Origin of the sequence: Nocardia neocaledoniensis (assembly GCF_003182135.1) — a bacterium.
Lineage (GTDB): Bacteria > Actinomycetota > Actinomycetes > Mycobacteriales > Mycobacteriaceae > Nocardia > Nocardia neocaledoniensis.
In genome coordinates this window covers 58,414-76,121 of record NZ_QGTL01000002.1, presented here as the reverse complement: position 1 = coordinate 76,121, position 17,708 = coordinate 58,414, and the positions used below count along the sequence as shown (strand labels likewise).

Annotated in this window: 17 protein-coding genes; 10 read left to right on the top strand and 7 right to left on the bottom strand. The window is 70.4% G+C overall.

Translation table 11 applies throughout. The annotated features are described in order from the left end of the window. Positions 1-103 precede the first annotated feature (103 nt). The 3 genes from DFR69_RS04715 to DFR69_RS04705 form a co-directional block, all read right to left on the bottom strand. Positions 104-523 (bottom strand): AMP-binding protein, encoded by a 420-nt coding sequence (locus DFR69_RS04715; protein WP_110036212.1) that lies wholly within the window; start codon positions 521-523, stop codon positions 104-106. A 181-nt stretch (positions 524-704) separates the two neighbouring features. Next, positions 705-2,471, bottom strand: a complete 1,767-nt coding sequence (locus DFR69_RS04710) for an outer membrane protein assembly factor BamB family protein (RefSeq protein WP_110036211.1) — start codon at positions 2,469-2,471, stop codon at positions 705-707. Positions 2,472-2,566: 95 nt separating this feature from the next. Further along, on the bottom strand, positions 2,567-3,370 hold the full coding sequence (locus tag DFR69_RS04705) for a VOC family protein (protein WP_110036210.1): 804 nt from the start codon (positions 3,368-3,370) through the stop codon (positions 2,567-2,569). Positions 3,371-3,697: 327 nt separating this feature from the next. Between DFR69_RS04705 and ctaD the strand changes: the two genes are divergently transcribed. From ctaD to DFR69_RS04660, 9 genes are all read left to right on the top strand, one after another. Then, the gene (ctaD, locus tag DFR69_RS04700) at positions 3,698-5,440 is read left to right on the top strand and encodes an aa3-type cytochrome oxidase subunit I (RefSeq protein WP_110036209.1); all 1,743 of its coding nucleotides are present in this window, start codon (positions 3,698-3,700) and stop codon (positions 5,438-5,440) included. Positions 5,441-5,522: 82 nt separating this feature from the next. Then, entirely contained in the window at positions 5,523-6,752 is a 1,230-nt protein-coding gene (gene serB, locus DFR69_RS04695; RefSeq protein ID WP_110036813.1) for a phosphoserine phosphatase SerB, read from the top strand. 82 nt (positions 6,753-6,834) lie between these two features. Then, complete coding sequence (locus DFR69_RS04690) at positions 6,835-7,260, top strand: protease inhibitor I42 family protein (protein WP_110036208.1); 426 nt, start codon at positions 6,835-6,837, stop codon at positions 7,258-7,260. Positions 7,261-7,338: 78 nt separating this feature from the next. Beyond that, positions 7,339-8,118 carry a peptidyl-tRNA hydrolase gene (locus DFR69_RS04685; protein WP_110036207.1) on the top strand — a complete coding sequence of 260 codons (780 nt, stop codon included), beginning with the start codon at positions 7,339-7,341 and terminating at the stop codon, positions 8,116-8,118. Positions 8,119-8,177: 59 nt separating this feature from the next. Next, positions 8,178-9,011 (top strand): ABC transporter ATP-binding protein, encoded by an 834-nt coding sequence (locus DFR69_RS04680; RefSeq protein ID WP_110036206.1) that lies wholly within the window; start codon positions 8,178-8,180, stop codon positions 9,009-9,011. Positions 9,012-9,206: 195 nt separating this feature from the next. Further along, entirely contained in the window at positions 9,207-10,013 is an 807-nt protein-coding gene (locus tag DFR69_RS04675) for an NUDIX hydrolase (RefSeq protein WP_110036205.1), read from the top strand. A 10-nt stretch (positions 10,014-10,023) separates the two neighbouring features. Next, on the top strand, positions 10,024-10,800 hold the full coding sequence (locus DFR69_RS04670; RefSeq protein ID WP_110036204.1) for an enoyl-CoA hydratase-related protein: 777 nt from the start codon (positions 10,024-10,026) through the stop codon (positions 10,798-10,800). An 87-nt stretch (positions 10,801-10,887) separates the two neighbouring features. Continuing rightward, entirely contained in the window at positions 10,888-11,865 is a 978-nt protein-coding gene (locus DFR69_RS04665) for a class I SAM-dependent methyltransferase (protein ID WP_110036203.1), read from the top strand. Continuing rightward, a complete protein-coding gene (locus DFR69_RS04660; RefSeq protein WP_110036202.1) occupies positions 11,866-13,185 on the top strand; it encodes a THUMP-like domain-containing protein in 1,320 nt (439 codons plus the stop codon). A gap of 3 nt (positions 13,186-13,188) precedes the next feature. Here the strand turns inward: DFR69_RS04660 and DFR69_RS04655 are convergent, their stop codons facing one another. The 3 genes from DFR69_RS04655 to DFR69_RS04645 form a co-directional block, all read right to left on the bottom strand. Further along, positions 13,189-13,875, bottom strand: coding sequence for an NUDIX hydrolase (locus tag DFR69_RS04655; protein WP_244198093.1), 687 nt, complete (start codon positions 13,873-13,875; stop codon positions 13,189-13,191). Between the two features lie 21 nt (positions 13,876-13,896). After that, complete coding sequence (locus tag DFR69_RS04650) at positions 13,897-14,436, bottom strand: DUF1697 domain-containing protein (protein WP_110036811.1); 540 nt, start codon at positions 14,434-14,436, stop codon at positions 13,897-13,899. A 68-nt stretch (positions 14,437-14,504) separates the two neighbouring features. After that, a complete protein-coding gene (locus DFR69_RS04645; protein WP_186817390.1) occupies positions 14,505-15,242 on the bottom strand; it encodes an acyltransferase in 738 nt (245 codons plus the stop codon). Positions 15,243-15,388: 146 nt separating this feature from the next. On the opposite strand from DFR69_RS04645, the gene DFR69_RS04640 reads away from it, so the two are divergent. Then, positions 15,389-16,684, top strand: coding sequence for an outer membrane protein assembly factor BamB family protein (locus DFR69_RS04640; protein ID WP_110036200.1), 1,296 nt, complete (start codon positions 15,389-15,391; stop codon positions 16,682-16,684). Here DFR69_RS04640 and DFR69_RS04635 read toward each other — a convergent pair. After that, positions 16,678-17,679, bottom strand: a complete 1,002-nt coding sequence (locus tag DFR69_RS04635) for a polysaccharide deacetylase family protein (RefSeq protein WP_110036199.1) — start codon at positions 17,677-17,679, stop codon at positions 16,678-16,680. The two genes, DFR69_RS04640 and DFR69_RS04635, sit on opposite strands and share 7 nt — an antisense overlap. Positions 17,680-17,708: the final 29 nt, after the last annotated feature.

Here is a 17,708-nt window from a genome sequence, read left to right as displayed (position 1 = left end):
GGGTCCCCGACCCGGACGGGCAGCTACCTGCGGTGAGGTAGTGCTCGACGCTGCGCACTCACAAGGTCCATTCTGAACCTGTGGGGACCCGACCGGAACAGGTTCAGGAAGCCGCGCGCAGATCCGTGATGGACAGCGGCGCGTCCGAGCTGACCAGGTAGCGCTGCAGCGTCCAGCGGTCGTCGAGAACCAGCCAGTCGATCGCGTCGCTGAGCTCGGGCCTGCGGTCGGCGGTGGTGATCCCGAAACGCGCGTCCTGGGCGGCCGACGCGCCGTCGGCGACAGCCGCCGGCGTCGCGCCGATCTTGCGCACCGCGGCCGCGGCGACGATCGCCTCGACGTCGGCGTCGATCGCCAGCGCGATCCGGTCGCCGATCGCGGCGCCCCTCGTGAGCAGCAGCCGGGCCAGGCGGTTGGCCCAGCGGTCCAGGTCGGTGTCGGCGAGATGTCCGTCGGCGATCGGGGCGCCGGCCTGCCTGCGCGGCAGCTGGATGACATTGTCGGCGGTGACCAGAGTGCTCATCGGATGTCTCCTCGAAGGCGAGTCGGCGGTGCTTTTCGGTACACCTCCAATCTCGTCCCCGAGCCCTCTTTCCGACAGCAACCCCAGCGTTGGGGTGCCGACTCCCAGGGGGCGTGGTTCCCACCCCAAGGTGGGTGAACCCGGCGGCGGGCGTTCTCGTCGGGCGCTCCCGGACACGGGATCAGCCGAAGCCGATGACCTCGATTTCGCGGTAGTCGCGGTCCGTCGCGATCAACACGAGAGAGCCCCCGAGGGTGGTCCATCGCAGGGCCGCGGTCTCAGATGGCACGGTGACCGGTTGGGCCGGGCCAGGAAGACCTGTCCGCTTGTCCCATGTTCGCAGCGTGTACGCGTTGTGCTGACGGGTGACAGTGACGACCTGGTCGGCGAGCACGGCCGTCGCGTAGGTGAACCGCGCGTGCTCCTCGACCGATGCTCGGTCGAGCTCGGCCGTCCGCGTTCCGTCGGCCGCCGACAGGATCTCCCACCGGCGCACAGGATCGCCGGGGAGGGACGGACTGGCCAGGATGTCGTTGCCTGCCGCGAGCACCCCGGAGTGCCCTTCGCTCGATACGACCAGCGCCGAGGCCAACGGGGCGCTGGGGGAGAGGAGAACGTCGGTCACGCCACCGTCGTGCCGGCACGTCGTCCAGACATAGCCGCTGTCGAGCACTTGGACCTCGACATAGCAGGGCAATCGCCTGCTCGGCGCGGGAAAGGCGCGCCAGCCGAGTATTTCACCGGACTCCGCGTCGAGTTCGGTGACGGCCACCGCGGTCTCGTCACCGTGACCGCAGGACGCGACTCGGTAGATCGCGGTCATCGTGGCGACGACATGCTGAACTGTGCCGGCGCACGCGGACGATTCTTGTGGAGAGGTCCACAGGGTGCGGCCGGTCCTGGCGTCGACCCGAGTCACCGTCCCGTAATGGGAGACGAAGGCGAGCAGGTTGCCCCGCACGATGCTGCCACGGTCGTCGGCGGGAAGATCCGTCGCCGTCCAGAGGAGTTCGCCGGTGACAGTGTCGAAGGCCAGCCAGCCCCGCTTCTCCCAGTAGGTCAGCACGGCATTCTCGCCGCGCAGGGCCACGGTCTCCTTCGGCACGTTGCCCACGTTGTCGGACCGGACGCCGAGGCGCCGGTAGTGCCAGCGCTCGGTCCCTGTCGCACCGTCGTGCGACGTGACGCCGTCCCGGGTCGAGACGACGAATCCGTTTCCGGTGGTGATGATTCGAGCGTTCGGCTGATCAGGATCAACCGGAAGCCGCAGTCGGAACCGCTCCGGCCCCAACACCGCGGGTGCGGCCGTTTCCTGGCCGGGTCCGGCGGTGGCACGATCGATCGAGGTCGTGTCGTCACCCAGCCTTGCCGCGATCCCGGCGGCGCCGAGCACCGGCACGACGCCGACGACGACGGCCGTCGCCAGCGCCGCCACTCGGGGCCGCGCGACCGTCGGTGTCGCCACGAGCACGAAGACCAGCGCCGCGCCGAGGAGAACGAGGACCAGTGCGGCGATCGCCGATGGCACCCTCGGTGTGACGGCGAAGGTCGAGGTGAGCCGCTGATACGTCGACGGGATGTGCGCGGTGACCGCGAACGCGATGCCGCCGATGAGCACCGCGACCATCGCGAGCACACCACCGGCGGTGATACCCGTGGTGCGTTCGTCGACGCGATGCCTGCGGTTCAGCACCGCGGCCCCGAGGACCACCGCCCCGATCAGCGCGACCGTGCCGGCGAGGAGGAGGGTCCCCCGGACGAGGTGGAAGGGGAAATCGCGGGCTTTCGGGTAGTCGTCGTCGAACGGCACCGGAATCGGCGCCGCGAAGAACTGGCTGTACAGCGCCAGCGCCACACCGCCGACCAGGAGCACGGCACCGACCACACCCGCGAGGATCGGCAGCGGACTCCGCGAACGCGCGCGATCGATGGACGGATCGCTGGACATGTTCCCCCCGAAATGACTCGATCGGCACCACCCCCGGGTGCCGCGTCGAGACTAGCGCCCGTGACGGCGACGCGGAAAGCGCGTCGCCGTCACGCTCAGCGGGCGTTGCCGCCGATGCTGAAGTGGGCGCCGGTGGGGTCGGTGAGGCCGGCCATGCGGCCGTAGGGGGTGTTCATGGGGTCGAAGACGACGGTGCCGCCCAGGGACTTGGCGAGTTCGGCGGTCTTGTCGACGTCGTCGGCGCCGAAGTAGACGGTCCAGGCGCCGGGGACGCCCTCGGGGAGATGGCCGCCGCCGTCCATCACGCCGCCGCGCATCGGCGAGGTGGCGTGGATGGTGGTGTAGCGGAACTCGGGGGAGTCGGCGACGGTGAACGCGTCGTTCCAGCCGAAGACCTCGCGATAGAACGAGAGCGAGGACTCGTAGGAGCGGGTCATCAGCTCGAACCACGACGGCACCCCGGCGTGCTCGCTCCAGACGCCGTCGCCGACCTCGCCGATCGCCTCGAACCCGGCGAACTGATCGGCCTGCCAGACCCCGACGCCCACCCCGCCGACATCGGCCAGCACCGCCATCGTGCCGAGATCGCCGACCGCCATCGGCGCGACGAGCACGTTCCCGCCGCCGTTCTCCGCCCGCGTGGTCGTGGCCGCGGCGTCGAAGGACGACAGGTACACCGTCCAGCGGTCGGGGAACGGATCGCCGTCGTCGGGCATCCGGTTCATCGCACCCGCGACGGCCTTGCCGTCCTTGCGCAGCGTCGTGTACCCGCCGAATTCCTCGCCGCCGCGTTCGGCGGTCCAGCCGAACAGCTCGCCGTAGAAGGCGATGGCGCGGTCGAGATCGGCGGTGTAGAGATCGACCCAGGTGGGATCACCGGGTTGGCGGGTGACGGACATGGCGACTCCTCGGCTGCGGGGGACTGGCTCGACAGAGACGGTGGCGACGCGCACCCACCGTCATCGATCATGACGCCCGTGTGGCCGAAAAGTCATCGGCGACATCCGTTGCACCCGCGCGACCTGCGGAGGAAGATCGAGAACGGCGTCGGTTCGACACGCCGCGGATCGTCTACGGCGCGCTGAATACGACACAGAGTAGGACCCGCGCGTCGTGCTGCGGCAGCACGGTTTACGATTCACTCCAACGCATGCTGACCGTCGTCTGCCTCTGGCCCGAGGACGGAGAAGCCCGCGAGTGACGTACAGGCATCTTCAGGAGGATCAGTGACTGCGGTAGAGCCCAGGCCAGTCCCTCAGTTGGAAGCGACTCGACCGTATCCTGCTCGGACCGGGCCCAAGGGCTCGTTCCTGTACAAGGCGGTCACCACCACCGACCCCAAGGTGCTCGGCACCATGTACCTGGTGACGGCGATCAGCTTCTTCCTGGTCGGCGGCCTCATGGCGCTGCTCATGCGCGCCGAGCTGGCGCGCCCGGGTCTGCAGTTCCTCTCGCCCGAGCAGTTCAACCAGCTGTTCACCATGCACGGCACGATCATGCTGCTGTTCTACGCGACGGCGATCGTGTTCGGCTTCGCCAACATCATCCTGCCGCTGCAGATCGGCGCCCCCGACGTCGCCTTCCCGCGACTGAACGCGTTCAGCTACTGGCTGTACCTGTTCGGCGGCACCATGGCGACCGCGGGCTTCGTGACCCCCGGCGGCGCGGCGGACTTCGGCTGGACGGCGTACGTGCCGCTGACCGACATCCTGCACTCGCCCGGTGTCGGCACCGACCTGTGGATCCTGGGCCTGGCCGTCTCCGGTCTGGGCACCATCCTCGGTGGCGTCAACATGCTGACCACCGTGGTCTGCCTGCGCGCGCCCGGCATGACCATGTTCCGCATGCCGATCTTCACCTGGAACATCGCGGTGACCTCGGTCCTGGTGCTGCTGGCCTTCCCGCTGCTGACCGCGGCGCTGTTCGGTCTGGCCTACGACCGCCACCTGGGCGGCCACATCTACGACCCGGCCACCGGCGGCATCCTGCTCTACCAGCACCTGTTCTGGTTCTTCGGGCACCCCGAGGTGTACATCATCGCGCTGCCGTTCTTCGGCATCGTGTCCGAGATCTTCCCGGTCTTCAGCCGTAAGCCGATCTTCGGTTACACCACGCTGGTCTACGCGACGCTGGGTATCGCGGCGCTGTCGATCGCGGTGTGGGCGCACCACATGTACGCCACCGGCGCCGTGCTGCTGCCGTACTTCTCCTTCATGACCTTCCTCATCGCGGTCCCGACCGGTGTGAAGTTCTTCAACTGGATCGGCACCATGTGGCGCGGTCAGCTGACGTTCGAATCACCGATGCTGTGGTCGATCGGCTTCCTGGTGACCTTCCTCTTCGGTGGTCTGTCGGGCGTCATCCTGGCCTCGCCGCCGCTGGACTTCCACGTCACCGACTCGTACTTCGTCGTCGCGCACTTCCACTACGTGCTCTTCGGCACCATCGTGTTCGCCACCTTCGCGGGTATCTACTTCTGGTTCCCGAAGATCACCGGCCGCATGATGGACGAGCGCCTGGCCAAGTGGCACTTCTGGACCACCTTCGTCGGCTTCCACACCACCTTCCTGGTGCAGCACTGGCTGGGCGCCGAGGGCATGCCGCGTCGCTACGCCGACTACCTGCCCAGCGACGGCTTCACCACCCTGAACACCATCTCCACCATCGGTGCCTTCATCCTGGGCTCGTCGATGCTGCCGTTCGTGTGGAACACCTTCAAGAGCTACCGCTACGGCGAGGTCGTCACGGTGGACGACCCGTGGGGCTACGGCAACTCCCTCGAGTGGGCCACCACCTGCCCGCCGCCGCGGCACAACTTCTACGAGCTGCCGCGCATCCGCTCGGAGCGTCCGGCGTTCGAGCTGCACTACCCGCACATGATCGAGCGCATGAAGGCCGAAGCGCACGTGGGCTGGGGCTCGGGTAAGCACGCCACGCACGTCAGCGAAGGCGCGCTCGCCAAGAAGTAGGAAACACCGTAAGACGAGGGTGTGCACCTGCTGGGTTCACCAGCGGGTGCACACTCTTTTTGTGGGTAATCGAACGGAGCAGATCGACTTGGCCGACACCACAGTTCTCGTGACCGTCACCGGCCCCGACCGACCCGGCGTCACGTCCGTGCTGCTGACGGCGCTGTCCAAGCATCAGGTGAGCCTGCTGGACGTGGAACAGGTCGTCATCAGAGGTCGCCTGACCCTGGGCGTGCTGGTGTCGTGCCCGAACGACGCCGAGGCGCTGCAGGACGACCTCGAAGAGGCGATGAACACCGTCGGCATGCAGGTCGACGTCTCCGTCGACGCGCAGATCGGCAAGCCGCCGATGTCGACGCACGCCGTCGTCGTGCTCGGCGCGCCGGTCACCGCGCACGCCTTCAGCGCGATCTCGCGCATCCTGGCCGCCCTCGGCGCCAACATCGACACCATCCGCGGCATCGCCGACTATCCGGTGACCGGCATGGAACTGATGGTCACCGCGACCGACACCGGCGCCGACACCGACTCCCGGCTGCGCACCGCGCTGGCCGACGTGGCGGTCGCCGAGCAGGTCGACATCGCGGTCGAACGGGCCGGGCTGGCGCGGCGGGCCAAGCGGCTCATCGTGTTCGACGTCGACTCCACGCTGATCCAGGGCGAGGTCATCGAGATGCTGGCCGCGCACGCCGGCGTCGAGGACCAGGTCCGCGAGGTCACCGAGGCCGCGATGCGCGGTGAACTGGACTTCGCCGAGTCGCTGCGCCAGCGCGTGGCCACCCTGGAGGGCCTCGACGAATCGGTGATCGAGGAGGTCGCCGACCGCATCGAGCTCACCCCGGGCGCCCGCACCACCATTCGCACCCTGCGCAGGCTCGGGTTCCGCTGCGGCGTGGTCTCGGGCGGTTTCCGGCAGGTCATCGAGCCGCTCGCGCACGAGCTGGAACTCGATTTCGTGCAGGCCAACACGCTCGAGATCGTCGACGGCAAGCTCACCGGCCGGGTGGTCGGCGAGATCGTCGACCGGGCCTTCAAGGCCACCGCGCTGCGCAAGTTCGCCGCCGACGCGGGCGTGCCGATGGAACAGACCGTGGCCGTCGGCGACGGCGCCAACGACATCGACATGCTCAACGCCGCCGGGCTCGGCGTCGCGTTCAACGCCAAGCCCGCGCTGCGCGAGGTGGCCGACACCGCGCTGTCGCATCCGTACCTGGACGCGGTGCTGTTCATCCTCGGCGTGACCCGCGACGAGGTCGAGGCCGCCGACGCGCGCGACGGCGGCGTGCGCCGGGTTCCGCTGCTCGGCCGGTAGTCCTGGCGCGTCGCGACCGGCACAATCCCGGTCGCGGCGTTAGCCTCCAGCGCAGGGTGTCCATCGGCGTTGGGAGTGTGCCATGCGGAAAATCCTGCTCGCGGTCTGCGCGGTGGCGATGACGGTGACCGGGTGCGGAGACGACGACGACTCCGCCGGCACCCTCTCCTCGACCACGATCCGGCTGCCGGCCGCGGCGCCGCAGAGCGCGGCGGGCCCGGTCGAGGTCGACGAGCGGTTCAACGGGAGCACGGTCGCGCTCGAACTCGGGCAACGGCTGCTGGTCCGGTTGCCGCAGAACTCGAACGACACCGACTCCTGGTCGCCGGTGAACATCGAGCGCGGTGTGCTCGCCCCCGAACCGCCGGTGTCGGAGGGCACCAGCATGGTGTGGCCGTTCCTCGGGGTCGGGCCGGGGACCTCGACCATCCAGTTCGCCTACGGACCGGCCAGCGAGGCGCCGATCGAGCCGGGGCCGGAGTTCGTCATCACCGTGCGGGTGGCCTAGTGCCCGTCGCGTCGCCGGCCTGACCGCGCCGATAGGGTGGTCGGCAGTGGTGGTGTCGATCGAATCGGGTGTTGAGGCATGAGCGGCGGGGACGTGAGCGTGGAGACCGAGGCGCGAGAGCGCGACGACGCGGCCGAATTCGCGCTCCGGCACGCCGAATTGGCGCAGGGCTACGGCGGCGCGGGCGATCCCGACGACCCCGCCATGGTGCAGGCCATGCAGATGGTGCTGCACATCCCCAAGGCCGAGCCGCCCGCCCGCAGCGCGCTGCTGGAAGCCGCCGCGGCCGCCGCGGTCGCGGTGTGCCTGGATCCGCGCTCGGGGCCGGGCGGGGAGTGGGAATCGCGGTACCTGGCGTGGAAGCGGTCCAGGATCAGGAAGGTCGCGCGCCGGGCCCGTGGCGCGCAGTGGCTGGCCGCGGGCGAGGTCGACGGGGTGACGATCGAGGTCGACGGCGCGCAGGCGCGTGCCTTCGTGCCCGGCCCGGTCGGCGCGATCGACCAGCGCATCCGCAAACTCCAGATCGGCGGCACCGACCTCGAGCACGACGAACCCGGCCCGCCCAATCCGGAACTGCCCGTGCTGTGGGTGAACGCGGCGCTGGAAATGTCGGTCGGCAAGGCGGCCGCCCAGGTCGGACACGCCAGCATGTTGCTGGCGGGCGCGCTGCCCGTGGCCGCGGCGGCGGCCTGGGCGGAACGCGAATTCCGGTGCGCGGTGCGCGATGCCGGGCCCGACCGGTGGCCCGCGCTGGTGGCCGAGGTCGCGGCCGGACGCGCGGTGGCCGTGCGCGACGCGGGCTTCACCGAGGTCGCGCCCGGCTCGATGACCGTGATCGCGGTGCCGGGCGCCGCCTGACCAGCGCCGACGAATCGGACGCGGGCCGGTCGTTCCACTGACGGCTCCGGTGGGCCAAGATGGAGCGCGTGTCGCAACCCGATCCCGATCTGCTCATCGACTTCTCCGACGTGACCATCCGCCGCTCGGGCCGAACGCTCGTCGGCCCGGTCAGCTGGCAAGTCGAACTCGACGAACGCTGGGTGGTGCTCGGCCCGAACGGGGCCGGCAAGACCTCGCTGCTGAGAATGGCCGCCGCCGAGGTCCATCCGACCTCCGGCGCGGCGAACCTGTTGGGGGAGACGCTCGGCCGCGTCGACGTCACCGAACTGCGGCCACGCATCGGGCTGTCCTCGGCCGCGGTCGCCAGCCGCATCCCCGTTGACGAGAAGGTCAGCGATCTGGTCGTCTCGGCGGGCTACGCGGTGCTGGGGCGGTGGCGGGAGCGCTATGACGAGATCGACACCGAGCGCGCCATCGACATGCTGGAAACCCTGGGCGCCGAACACCTTTCCGATCGCACCTACGGCACCCTGTCCGAGGGCGAACGCAAGCGCGTACTGATCGCCCGCGCCCTGATGACCGATCCCGAACTGCTGCTGCTCGACGAGCCCGCCGCTGGCCTCGACCTGGGCGGGCGCGAGGAACTCGTGGAGCGGCTCGGCAATCTGGCAGCCGATCCCGACGCGCCCGCGATGGTCCTGGTGACCCATCACGTGGAGGAGATCCCGCCGGGCTTCACCCACGCCCTGCTGCTCAAGGAGGGCGAGGTCGTCGGGCAGGGTCTGCTCGAGGACGTGCTCACCGCCGAGAACCTCAGCGCGGCGTTCAGCCAGTCCATCGCGCTGGACCGGGTCGACGGCCGCTGGTTCGCCCGCCGGGCCCGACGCGCTGGACAGCACCGCAGGGCCTGATTCCCGCTCAGCGGGAAGCGTGCGGCCGGTGCGACGGGGCGCGGTGGAATTGTTTCCCTTGCGAACCACACGGGCGTTATGGTGCTGGCGGGTCGCCCCGACTGCCGCGACGGCGCGGGAGCGGGCGGCCGGACGCTTCGGCGGCCGTGGGTCCACGGTGGCCCGACCGGCTGTCGGTCGGTGGAGAGGAACGGTATGAGTGAGTCCGGGGCGCCCGCACGGGCCGCGTCGACGGTGATGCTGGTGCGCGACGGTGACGCGGGCCTCGAGGTGTTCCTGCAGCGCCGGGTGACGGGGATGGCCTTCGCCGCGGGCGTCACCGTGTTCCCCGGCGGCGGGGTCGACGCCACCGACGGCGTCGCCGACATCGCCTGGACCGGACCCGAACCCGCCTGGTGGGCGAAGCGTTTCGGCACCGACGAACCGGCCGCGCAGGCGCTGGTCGCCGCGGCCGTGCGGGAGACCTTCGAGGAATGCGGTGTGCTGCTGGCCGGGCCGACCGCCGATTCCGTCGTCGACGATTCGACGCGCTACCGCGAGGCCAGGGGCAAGCTGGAGCGCCGGGAACTCTCGCTGGCCGACTTCCTGGCCGCCGAGGGCCTGGTGCTGCGCGCCGACCTGCTGCGGCCGTGGTCGAACTGGATCACCCCGGAATCCGAGCCGCGCCGCTACGACACCCATTTCTTCGTCGCGGTGCTGCCGCAGGGCCAGATCGCCGACGGCGCCACCTCCGAGGCCGCGCACGTCGCCTGGAGTACGCCCCAGGCCGCGCTGGCGAGCTGGCGGGCGGGCGAACACGTGCTGATGCCGCCGACCTGGTCGCAGCTCGACGCGCTGTGCGGATTCGCCGACACGAACGCCGTGCTGGCCGCCGAACGCGACATCGTGCCGATCATGCCCAGGTACTCACCCGGCGCCGGAGGCAGGCCGCTCTCGGACTTCCCGGACAACGAACGGTATTTCGCGGAACTCCCGCAGCAGGCCGGATTCGGCGGCCGGTAGGTTTGGCCGCATGGCCGAATTCGTCACCATCGAGCTGCCCGCGGAGCCGTCCGCACGCGGCGTCGCGCTGCTGCGCATCGATCGTCCGCCGCTGAACCTCGTCGACGCCCAGCTGGCCCGTGAGGTCGCGGCCGCGGCGGCGACGGTGGCCGAGCACCCCGGGGTGGCCGCGCTCATCGTCTACGGCGACGAGCGGGTGTTCAGCGCGGGCGACGAGATGAGCGAACTCGCCGAACTCGATGCGGGCCAGGCCGCGGCGATGGCAGCCGACCTGCAGGCGGCGCTGGGCTGTCTGACCCGGGTGCCGCAGCCGACGGTCGCGGCGATCACCGGCTACTGCCTCGGCGCGGGCCTCGAGCTGGCCCTCGGCGCCGATCATCGGATCATCGGCGACAACGTCAAGCTCGGGTTGCCGCAGATCAAGGCGGGCCTGATCCCGCTGTCGGGAATCCGCAGGCTCTCGCTGCTGATCGGCGCGAGCCGGGCCAAGGACCTCGTCTACACCGGCCGCTTCGTCGACGCCGAGGAGGCCGCGGCACTCGGTCTGGTCGACGAGGTCGTCGCGCCCGACGACGTCCTCACCGCCGCCCGCCGTTGGGCCGAACAGTTCGTGACGGCCGCGCCGCGCGCGTTGGCCGCCGCCAAGGCGGTCTTCGAGGCCGGCCCACACGGCCACTCCGCGGCCGTCACCGAATGGTCGGCGTTGTTCGACACCGACGACGCCCGCACCGGCACCCGCGCCTTCGCCGCCGACGGTCCGAACAGCGCCGTTTTCACCGGACGGTGAGCTGAGACCGGTCAATCGACCAGTTGGAACGGCCGGAACCAAGACCGCCCATTGCGTGCTGAGGGTCTCCTATTACTCTTGGCGGTTATGACGGTCCACCCCGATGACCCGGCGCCGAACCCGCACGCCACCGAGGCCGAGGTCGAAGCAGCGCTCAAGGACACCAAGCTCGCCCAGGTCCTGTATCACGACTGGGAAGCCGAGACGTACGACGACAAGTGGTCGATCTCGTACGACGAACGCTGTATCGCCTATGCCCGCGGCCGGTTCGACCTCGCCGTAGGCCCCGCCCCGCTGCCCTACGAGCGGGCGCTCGAGCTCGGTTGCGGCACGGGGTTCTTCCTGCTGAACCTGATGCAGGGTGGCATCGCGAAGAAGGGTTCGGTCACCGACCTCTCGCCCGGCATGGTGAAGGTCGCGCTGCGCAACGCCGAGCACCTGGGCCTCGATGTCGACGGCCGGGTCGCCGACGCCGAGACCATCCCGTACGACGACGACACCTTCGACCTGGTCTGCGGCCACGCCGTGCTGCACCACATCCCCGACGTGGAACTGGCGCTCAAGGAGTGCCTGCGCGTGCTCAAGCCGGGCGGGCGCTTCGTCTTCGCCGGTGAGCCCACCACCGTCGGCAACTTCTACGCCCGCAAGCTCGGCCAGGCCACCTGGAAGGTGACCACCGAGATCACCAAGCTGCCGTTCCTGTCCGGCTGGCGCCGTCCGCAGACCGAGCTGGACGAGTCCTCCCGCGCCGCCGCGCTCGAGGCCGTGGTCGACCTGCACACCTTCGATCCGAGCGATCTGGAGAAGATGGCGAAGTCGGCGGGCGCCGTCGACGTGAAGGCCACCACCGAGGAGTTCGCCGCGGCCCTGTGGGGCTGGCCGGTGCGCACCTTCGAGGCCGCCGTGCCCGACGAGAAGCTCACCATCGGCTACCGCATGGCGCAGTACCGCGCCTGGCTGGGCCTGAGCTGGCTCGACGAGAACGTCCTGCGCAAGGTCGTGCCCCGCGAGTTCTTCTACAACGCCATGATCACCGGCGTGAAGCCGGGCGCGGCGCAGAAGTAGGTGGGATACCGCTTCGGCCGCGACGACGTCGCCTTTCTCGGCAGCGCGGCAGGCCGTGCCGCGCTCGCCGAGGTCGACCGGCTGGAGCTGACCACCGCGACGCACCTGCGCGACATCGAGCGGGTGCGTCGTTCCCATGCCGAGCACGCCGCCGCGCTGATCGAGACGGTGCGGCTGCGGCGCAAGGCCGCGGCGAAGCTGTCGGCGGCCGCCGAGTGGCTGTTCACCGACGACGCGCTGCAGCAGGCCACGCCGGCCCTGGTCGCCCGGCATCGGGCCGCGCGGCTGGCCGGTCGCGCCGTGCACGATGTCACCTGTTCGATCGGCGCCGAGCTGGCCGAGCTGGCTCCGGTGTGCCCGGTGGTGGTCGGCAGCGATCTCGACGAGGTGCGGCTGGCCATGGCCGCCCACAATCTCGCGGTCGCCCCACTCACGGCACCCGGGGCCGACGCCGACCCGGGCAGACAGGACCTCGGCGAGGCGGAATCGGCGCGCGTCTCGAGCGCCGCTGCCGTCGCATGGTCGGTGGCTGCGCGTTCAGCCGCGCAACCAGCGTCGACCGTGGCGGACAGTGGCCGAAACATCGTGCTGGCCAAGGCCGACGCCCTCGTCCCGACCACCCGCGACACGGTGATCATCGCCGACCCGGCCCGTCGCGCCGACGGCCGCCGCACCTACGACCCGGCGAAACTGCAACCCCCGCTGCCCGATCTGCTGGCCGCCTACGCGGGCCGTGACCTCGCGGTGAAGTCCGCGCCCGGCCTGGACTTCGACCGGCTCGGCTGGGACGGCGAGGTCGAGATCGTCTCCCTCGACGGTGCTGTGCGGGAGGCGTGCCTGTGGTCGCCCGGTCTCGCCGCGGCGGGCGTCACTCGGCGCGCCACCGTCCTCGACTCCCGGGGCGGCGCAACGACTCTCACCGACGCCGACCCCGACGACATCCCCGAGCGCGCGCCCGGCGACTGGATCGTCGATCCCGACGGCGCCGTCGTCCGCGCGGGGCTGGTCCGCCACTACGCCGCGAAACACGGCCTCTGGCAACTGGACCCGCACATCGCCTACCTCACCGGCGACACGGTCCCGGCGGGCATGCGCGGCTTCCGCATCGAGGACCGCTTCGAACTCCGGGAGAAGACGCTGCGCCAGGAACTGTCCCGCCGCGACTGCGGCGCCCTCGAGATCCTGGTCCGCGGCGTCGACATCGATCCCGACGCCCTCCGCAAGAAACTCAAGCCACGCGGCGCCACTCCCTACACCCTCGTCCTCACCCGCATCGGCCGCACCGGCGCCGCCTTCCTCTGCACCGCGGTCGCCCCCTAGGCGTCAGTGCCTGGTCCAGTCGGGCTGGGTGAAGTGGGCGACCCGGGATTCGGCGGGGGAGTGGCCGAGCAGGACGACCGCGCGGAACTGCCACAGCAGGGCCCCGGTGGGGGCGTGGATGGTCATCTTCGGGCCGATGCGCATCTGGAGCAGCCCGGCGGCATCCGCCTCCGGAAGATCGCCGCGCAGTTCGTGCTGGAGAGTGGCGTGTTCGGGGCGCACCCAGTGCGGGACGTCCTCGTCGGCGAGCCGGGCGAGGTCGACCTGGTGGACGGAGAACACCTCGTCCGGATTGGGCCGCAGGGCGTCGACATCGGCGACCGTGACCACGATCGGGGTGATCGCGAAGCCGGAGGTCGCCGGAAAATCGTCCAGCAGGCCGAGCACATCGGCCGGTTTCGCGGTCAGGTTCAGCTCCTCGTGCAGTTCCCGTAGCGCCGCCAGCTCAGGGGTCTCACCGGGCTCGAGCCGCCCGCCCGGCAACCCCCACTGGCCCGCGTTGCGACCGCGGTAGGCGCGCTTCATCACGAGCACCGACAGGCCGTCCTCGCCCGGCACCACGCACAGCGTCACGCCCGCGCGACGCATGCCGGGGGCGTCGGGGACGGCGATCCGGGGAAACGCCGTCAACCGGGCCTTGGCGAGGGCGCGGAATTCCTCGATGTCGCGCGGGAGGTGCGGGTGGCTCACCCCTCGATCTTGCACCCGGACTCAGGCCTCCATCTTCTTCACCACGCGCTGGACCGTGAGCCAGGTGCGGGTCGTGATGTCCTTGCCGTAGGTCTTCTCCAGGCGGGCCATGAAATCCGGCGTCTTGCCGGTGCTGTTGTCGATCACGGTGAGGAACGCGCGTGCGCCGGCGTCGTAGCCGATGACGCGGGTGAGCGGATCGTCCTCGAACGCCGTCGTATCCGCCTGACGCATGCGGTCTTTGAAGAAGGTGACCGTGAGATAGGAGCCGCGTTCGTGCGGCAGGCCCTCGAACGGGTCGCGGTCGAGCAGGGCGCGCAGTTCGGGATGGCTGCGGATGATGGTGCCGCCGGGGATGCCCAGCTCGGCCGACAGCGCCTCCTGGATGCGTTCCTCCAGATCGGCGGGATCATCGGCGGTGCGGAACACGAGGTTGCCGCTCGTCAGCACCGAGGCCACCTTCGTGAACCCGAGCCCCTCGAACACCGCGCGCAACTTCTCGTTCCGCATGTTCGGATTGGTGGGCATGATGCCCCGCAGCAGCGCCGCATAGCTCTCCACGGAGCAGACCGTACCCACCGCCACCGACACGCACCATCGTGCACCGCGCGCGTCGGCGGGGCGGACGATCACGCCTGGGCGGCGGCGTTCTTCTTGCGCTCGATATCGGCCAGCGCGGCCAGGTAGGCCTCGCGCTCCTCGGCGCTCGCGTCCCAGGCGACCTTGCGGTTCTTGACCACCTTGGCGGGCGCGCCGACGGCGATGCTGTAGTCGGGGACGTCCCCGCGCACCACCGCGTGCGCGCCGAGCACACAGCCACGGCCGACGCGGGTGTCGCGCAGCACCGTCACCTTGGCCGCGATCCAGGTGTCGGGGCCGATCCGGACGGGGCTCTTCACGATGCCCTGGTCCTTGATGGGCAGGGTGATGTCGTCCATCTTGTGGTCGAAGTCGCAGATGTAGCACCAGTCGGCGACCAGGGTGGATTCGCCGATCTCGATGTCGAGGTAGGTGTTGACGACGTTGTCCTTGCCGAACACCACCTTGTCGCCGATGCGCAGCGAACCCTCGTGGCAGCGGATGGCGTTGCCGTCGCCGATGTGCACCCACCGGCCGATCTCCATGCGGGCCAGTTCCGGGGTCGCGTGGATCTCCACATTGCGGCCGAGGAACACCATGCCGCGCAGCACGATGTGCGGGTTGGTCAGCCGGAACTTGGCCAGCCGGTAGTACCGCACGAGGTACCAGGGGGTGTAGGCGCGATTGGCGAGCACCCAGCGCAGCGATTCCCTGGTCAGAAAGCGTGCCTGCTGCGGATCGCGGCGGCGTGATCCACGCCAGCGCGCGCTCAGCGGCGCGCCCCACATGCTCGTCACGAACTACTCTCCCGTCGTGATCCGCCGGGCCTGGTACCCGGGGAGTCGGTCATCGGGTAAACAGAGTACTTTCGGAGCGCACACGAACTGTGCGATACCCCGATCCTCGGCTTCGAACATCACAGGGAGAACAGCAGGTGCGAACTCGGACTCGTGTCGCGGTCGCGTTCGCTGCCGCCGGTGTGGTGGCGCTGACCGGTTGCGGCACCTATGTCGACGACATCACCGTCGGCCCCGGATTGGGCTGGCCCGCAGCGCATCACGACGGCCGCAACGGGGGCGCGAGCCCGGTGACCGGGGCCGAGTCGGTGACGCTGAGCTGGTCGCGGCCGGTGGGCGGGCCCATCGCCCAGCCCGTGACGATCGGTCCCGAAGGCCAGATGTTCGTCACCACGAGCACCGCCAACTGCGCGATCTTCTCCTTCCAGATGCACACCGGGCGCAAGCGGTTCTGCAACGCGCTCGGGCCGTCCACCATCGAGGCGCCCACCGTCGTCGACGGCACCAACAACGTCTACGTCGGTGACGACGGCGCGGTGAACTCCTTCAACTACCTCGGGCAGCCGCGCTGGCGCACGCCGGTGGCCGGGGTGCCGGTGGCGATCCAGTTCACCGGCGACGGCAAGCTGCTCACCATCACCCAGTCCGGTCAGGTCGACGTGCTCGACCGCCAGACCGGCGGCCGCGAGGTGCCCACCCTGCAACTGCTCGGCGAGCCCGACTTCCTGCAGTACCCCGGGCTGACCCGCCCCGCCTCCGGCGACGGCCTCGACGACTGCCGCACCGGCGGCCCGCGCTGCGCGGTCGCCAACACCACCGCCGTCGACCCGGACTCGGGCCGCTTCTTCGTGACCGTCTGGGAGCCGGGCAAGACGGTCGCCGCGCTGCGCGCCCTGCGCTATGCCGACGGCAAGGTCACCCAGGTGTGGAGCGCCGACATGCTCACCGGCGGCAGCGCCACCAGCCCCACCCTGTCCGCCGACGGCGCCACCGTCTACGTCGGCGACAACAGCGGCCGCCTGATCGCGGTGAACACCGAGGACGGCAGCACCCGCTGGATCCACGCGCTCGGCTGGACCCCCAGCGGCGGGATCTCCGTCGTCGACGACCTGATCATTCCCGCGGGCGACGACGGCTACCTGATGGCCGTCCACGACCGTGGCGATCGCGTCGAGCCGGCCTGGGAACGTAAGGACCTGGCCCTGCGCGGCACCCCCGCCCAGACCGCGGGCGACATCGGCTACACCGTGGCGGCCATCGGCGCCGGACTCAACCTCATCACCTTCGACACCACCACCGGCAACACCGTCGACTCCGACGTTCTGCCCGGTGCGACCGGCACCACCACCGGCACATCGATCGGGCCGAAGGGCGAGGTCCTCGTCGCGACCCGGCTCGGCGAGATCTTCACCTTCCAGCCCGACGCTCAGTAGGGGTTGGCCCGGTCCGCCCAGCGCGCGTCGACCTCGGCGGCGAGCCGCCGGGGGAACGAGACGCGCGCCGGGTCGCCGTCGGCGGTGTAGCGCTGTTCGGGGTGCGCGGCCAGCCAGTCGAGCCAGTACGCCGAGTCGAAGGGGACCGCGCCCCGGCCCGACCGGATCCGCGGAACTCCGCCGGGATCGACGGAGCCGTACGGTGCGGGCGCCGGCTCGGCGCCGACCAGCAGTACCGCGTCGAAACGGTAGCCGGTGCCGTCCCAGCCGCCCGCCCGCGCCAGGTCGCGGTCGCGGGGCGCGATGCCGAGCGGTAAGGCCATGGTGCGCACCGTGACTCCGGGCGCGGCCACGGTGATCGCCCGCACGTTCAGCACCAGCTGGCGTTGCACGCCTTCGGCGTCCAGGCTCGCGAGGTTCGCGTGTTCGGCGGTGTGCGCGCCGATCTCGTGCCCGTTGGCCGCCAGCCAGGGGAGTGCGCGCGGATCGCCGCCGAAGGGCTCGTTGTTGACGTAGAACGTGGCGACCGGCCGGAAATCCGGGTGTTGTGCGCCGAATTCGGCGAGGATGCCCGCCGCGCTGTCCGGGGCAGGCGCGCCCCCGGCGGTGAACGTGAGCTGGCTGCTGGTGGAATCGTCGAAGGTGAGCACAACCGGGTGCGTGCCCGCGGGCAGGTCGAGTTCGCCGGAGATGTACTGCGCGACGGTCACCGGGCGATAGCCCTCGCGGTACAGCCGATCGAGTTCGTCGCGGAACTCCGCTGGGGTCTGGTCGTATTCGCCCGTGGGGTCGGGGGTGATCTGGTGATACATCAGGATCGGGACGAAACCCAGTTCGTTGGCGGCGATCGCGGCCGGATCCGCCGGGGTGCTCGGCGGGGGCGCCGGTGGTGGTTCGACGATCGCCTGCGGGGTTTGCGCCGCGCACGCGGTGAGGGTCAGGGCGAGCAGTGCCGCGCCGAAGAGCCGGGATACCGCTGTCGAACCGCCCGTCATCGCGGCAATGTTACGCGGCGGCAGAGGTT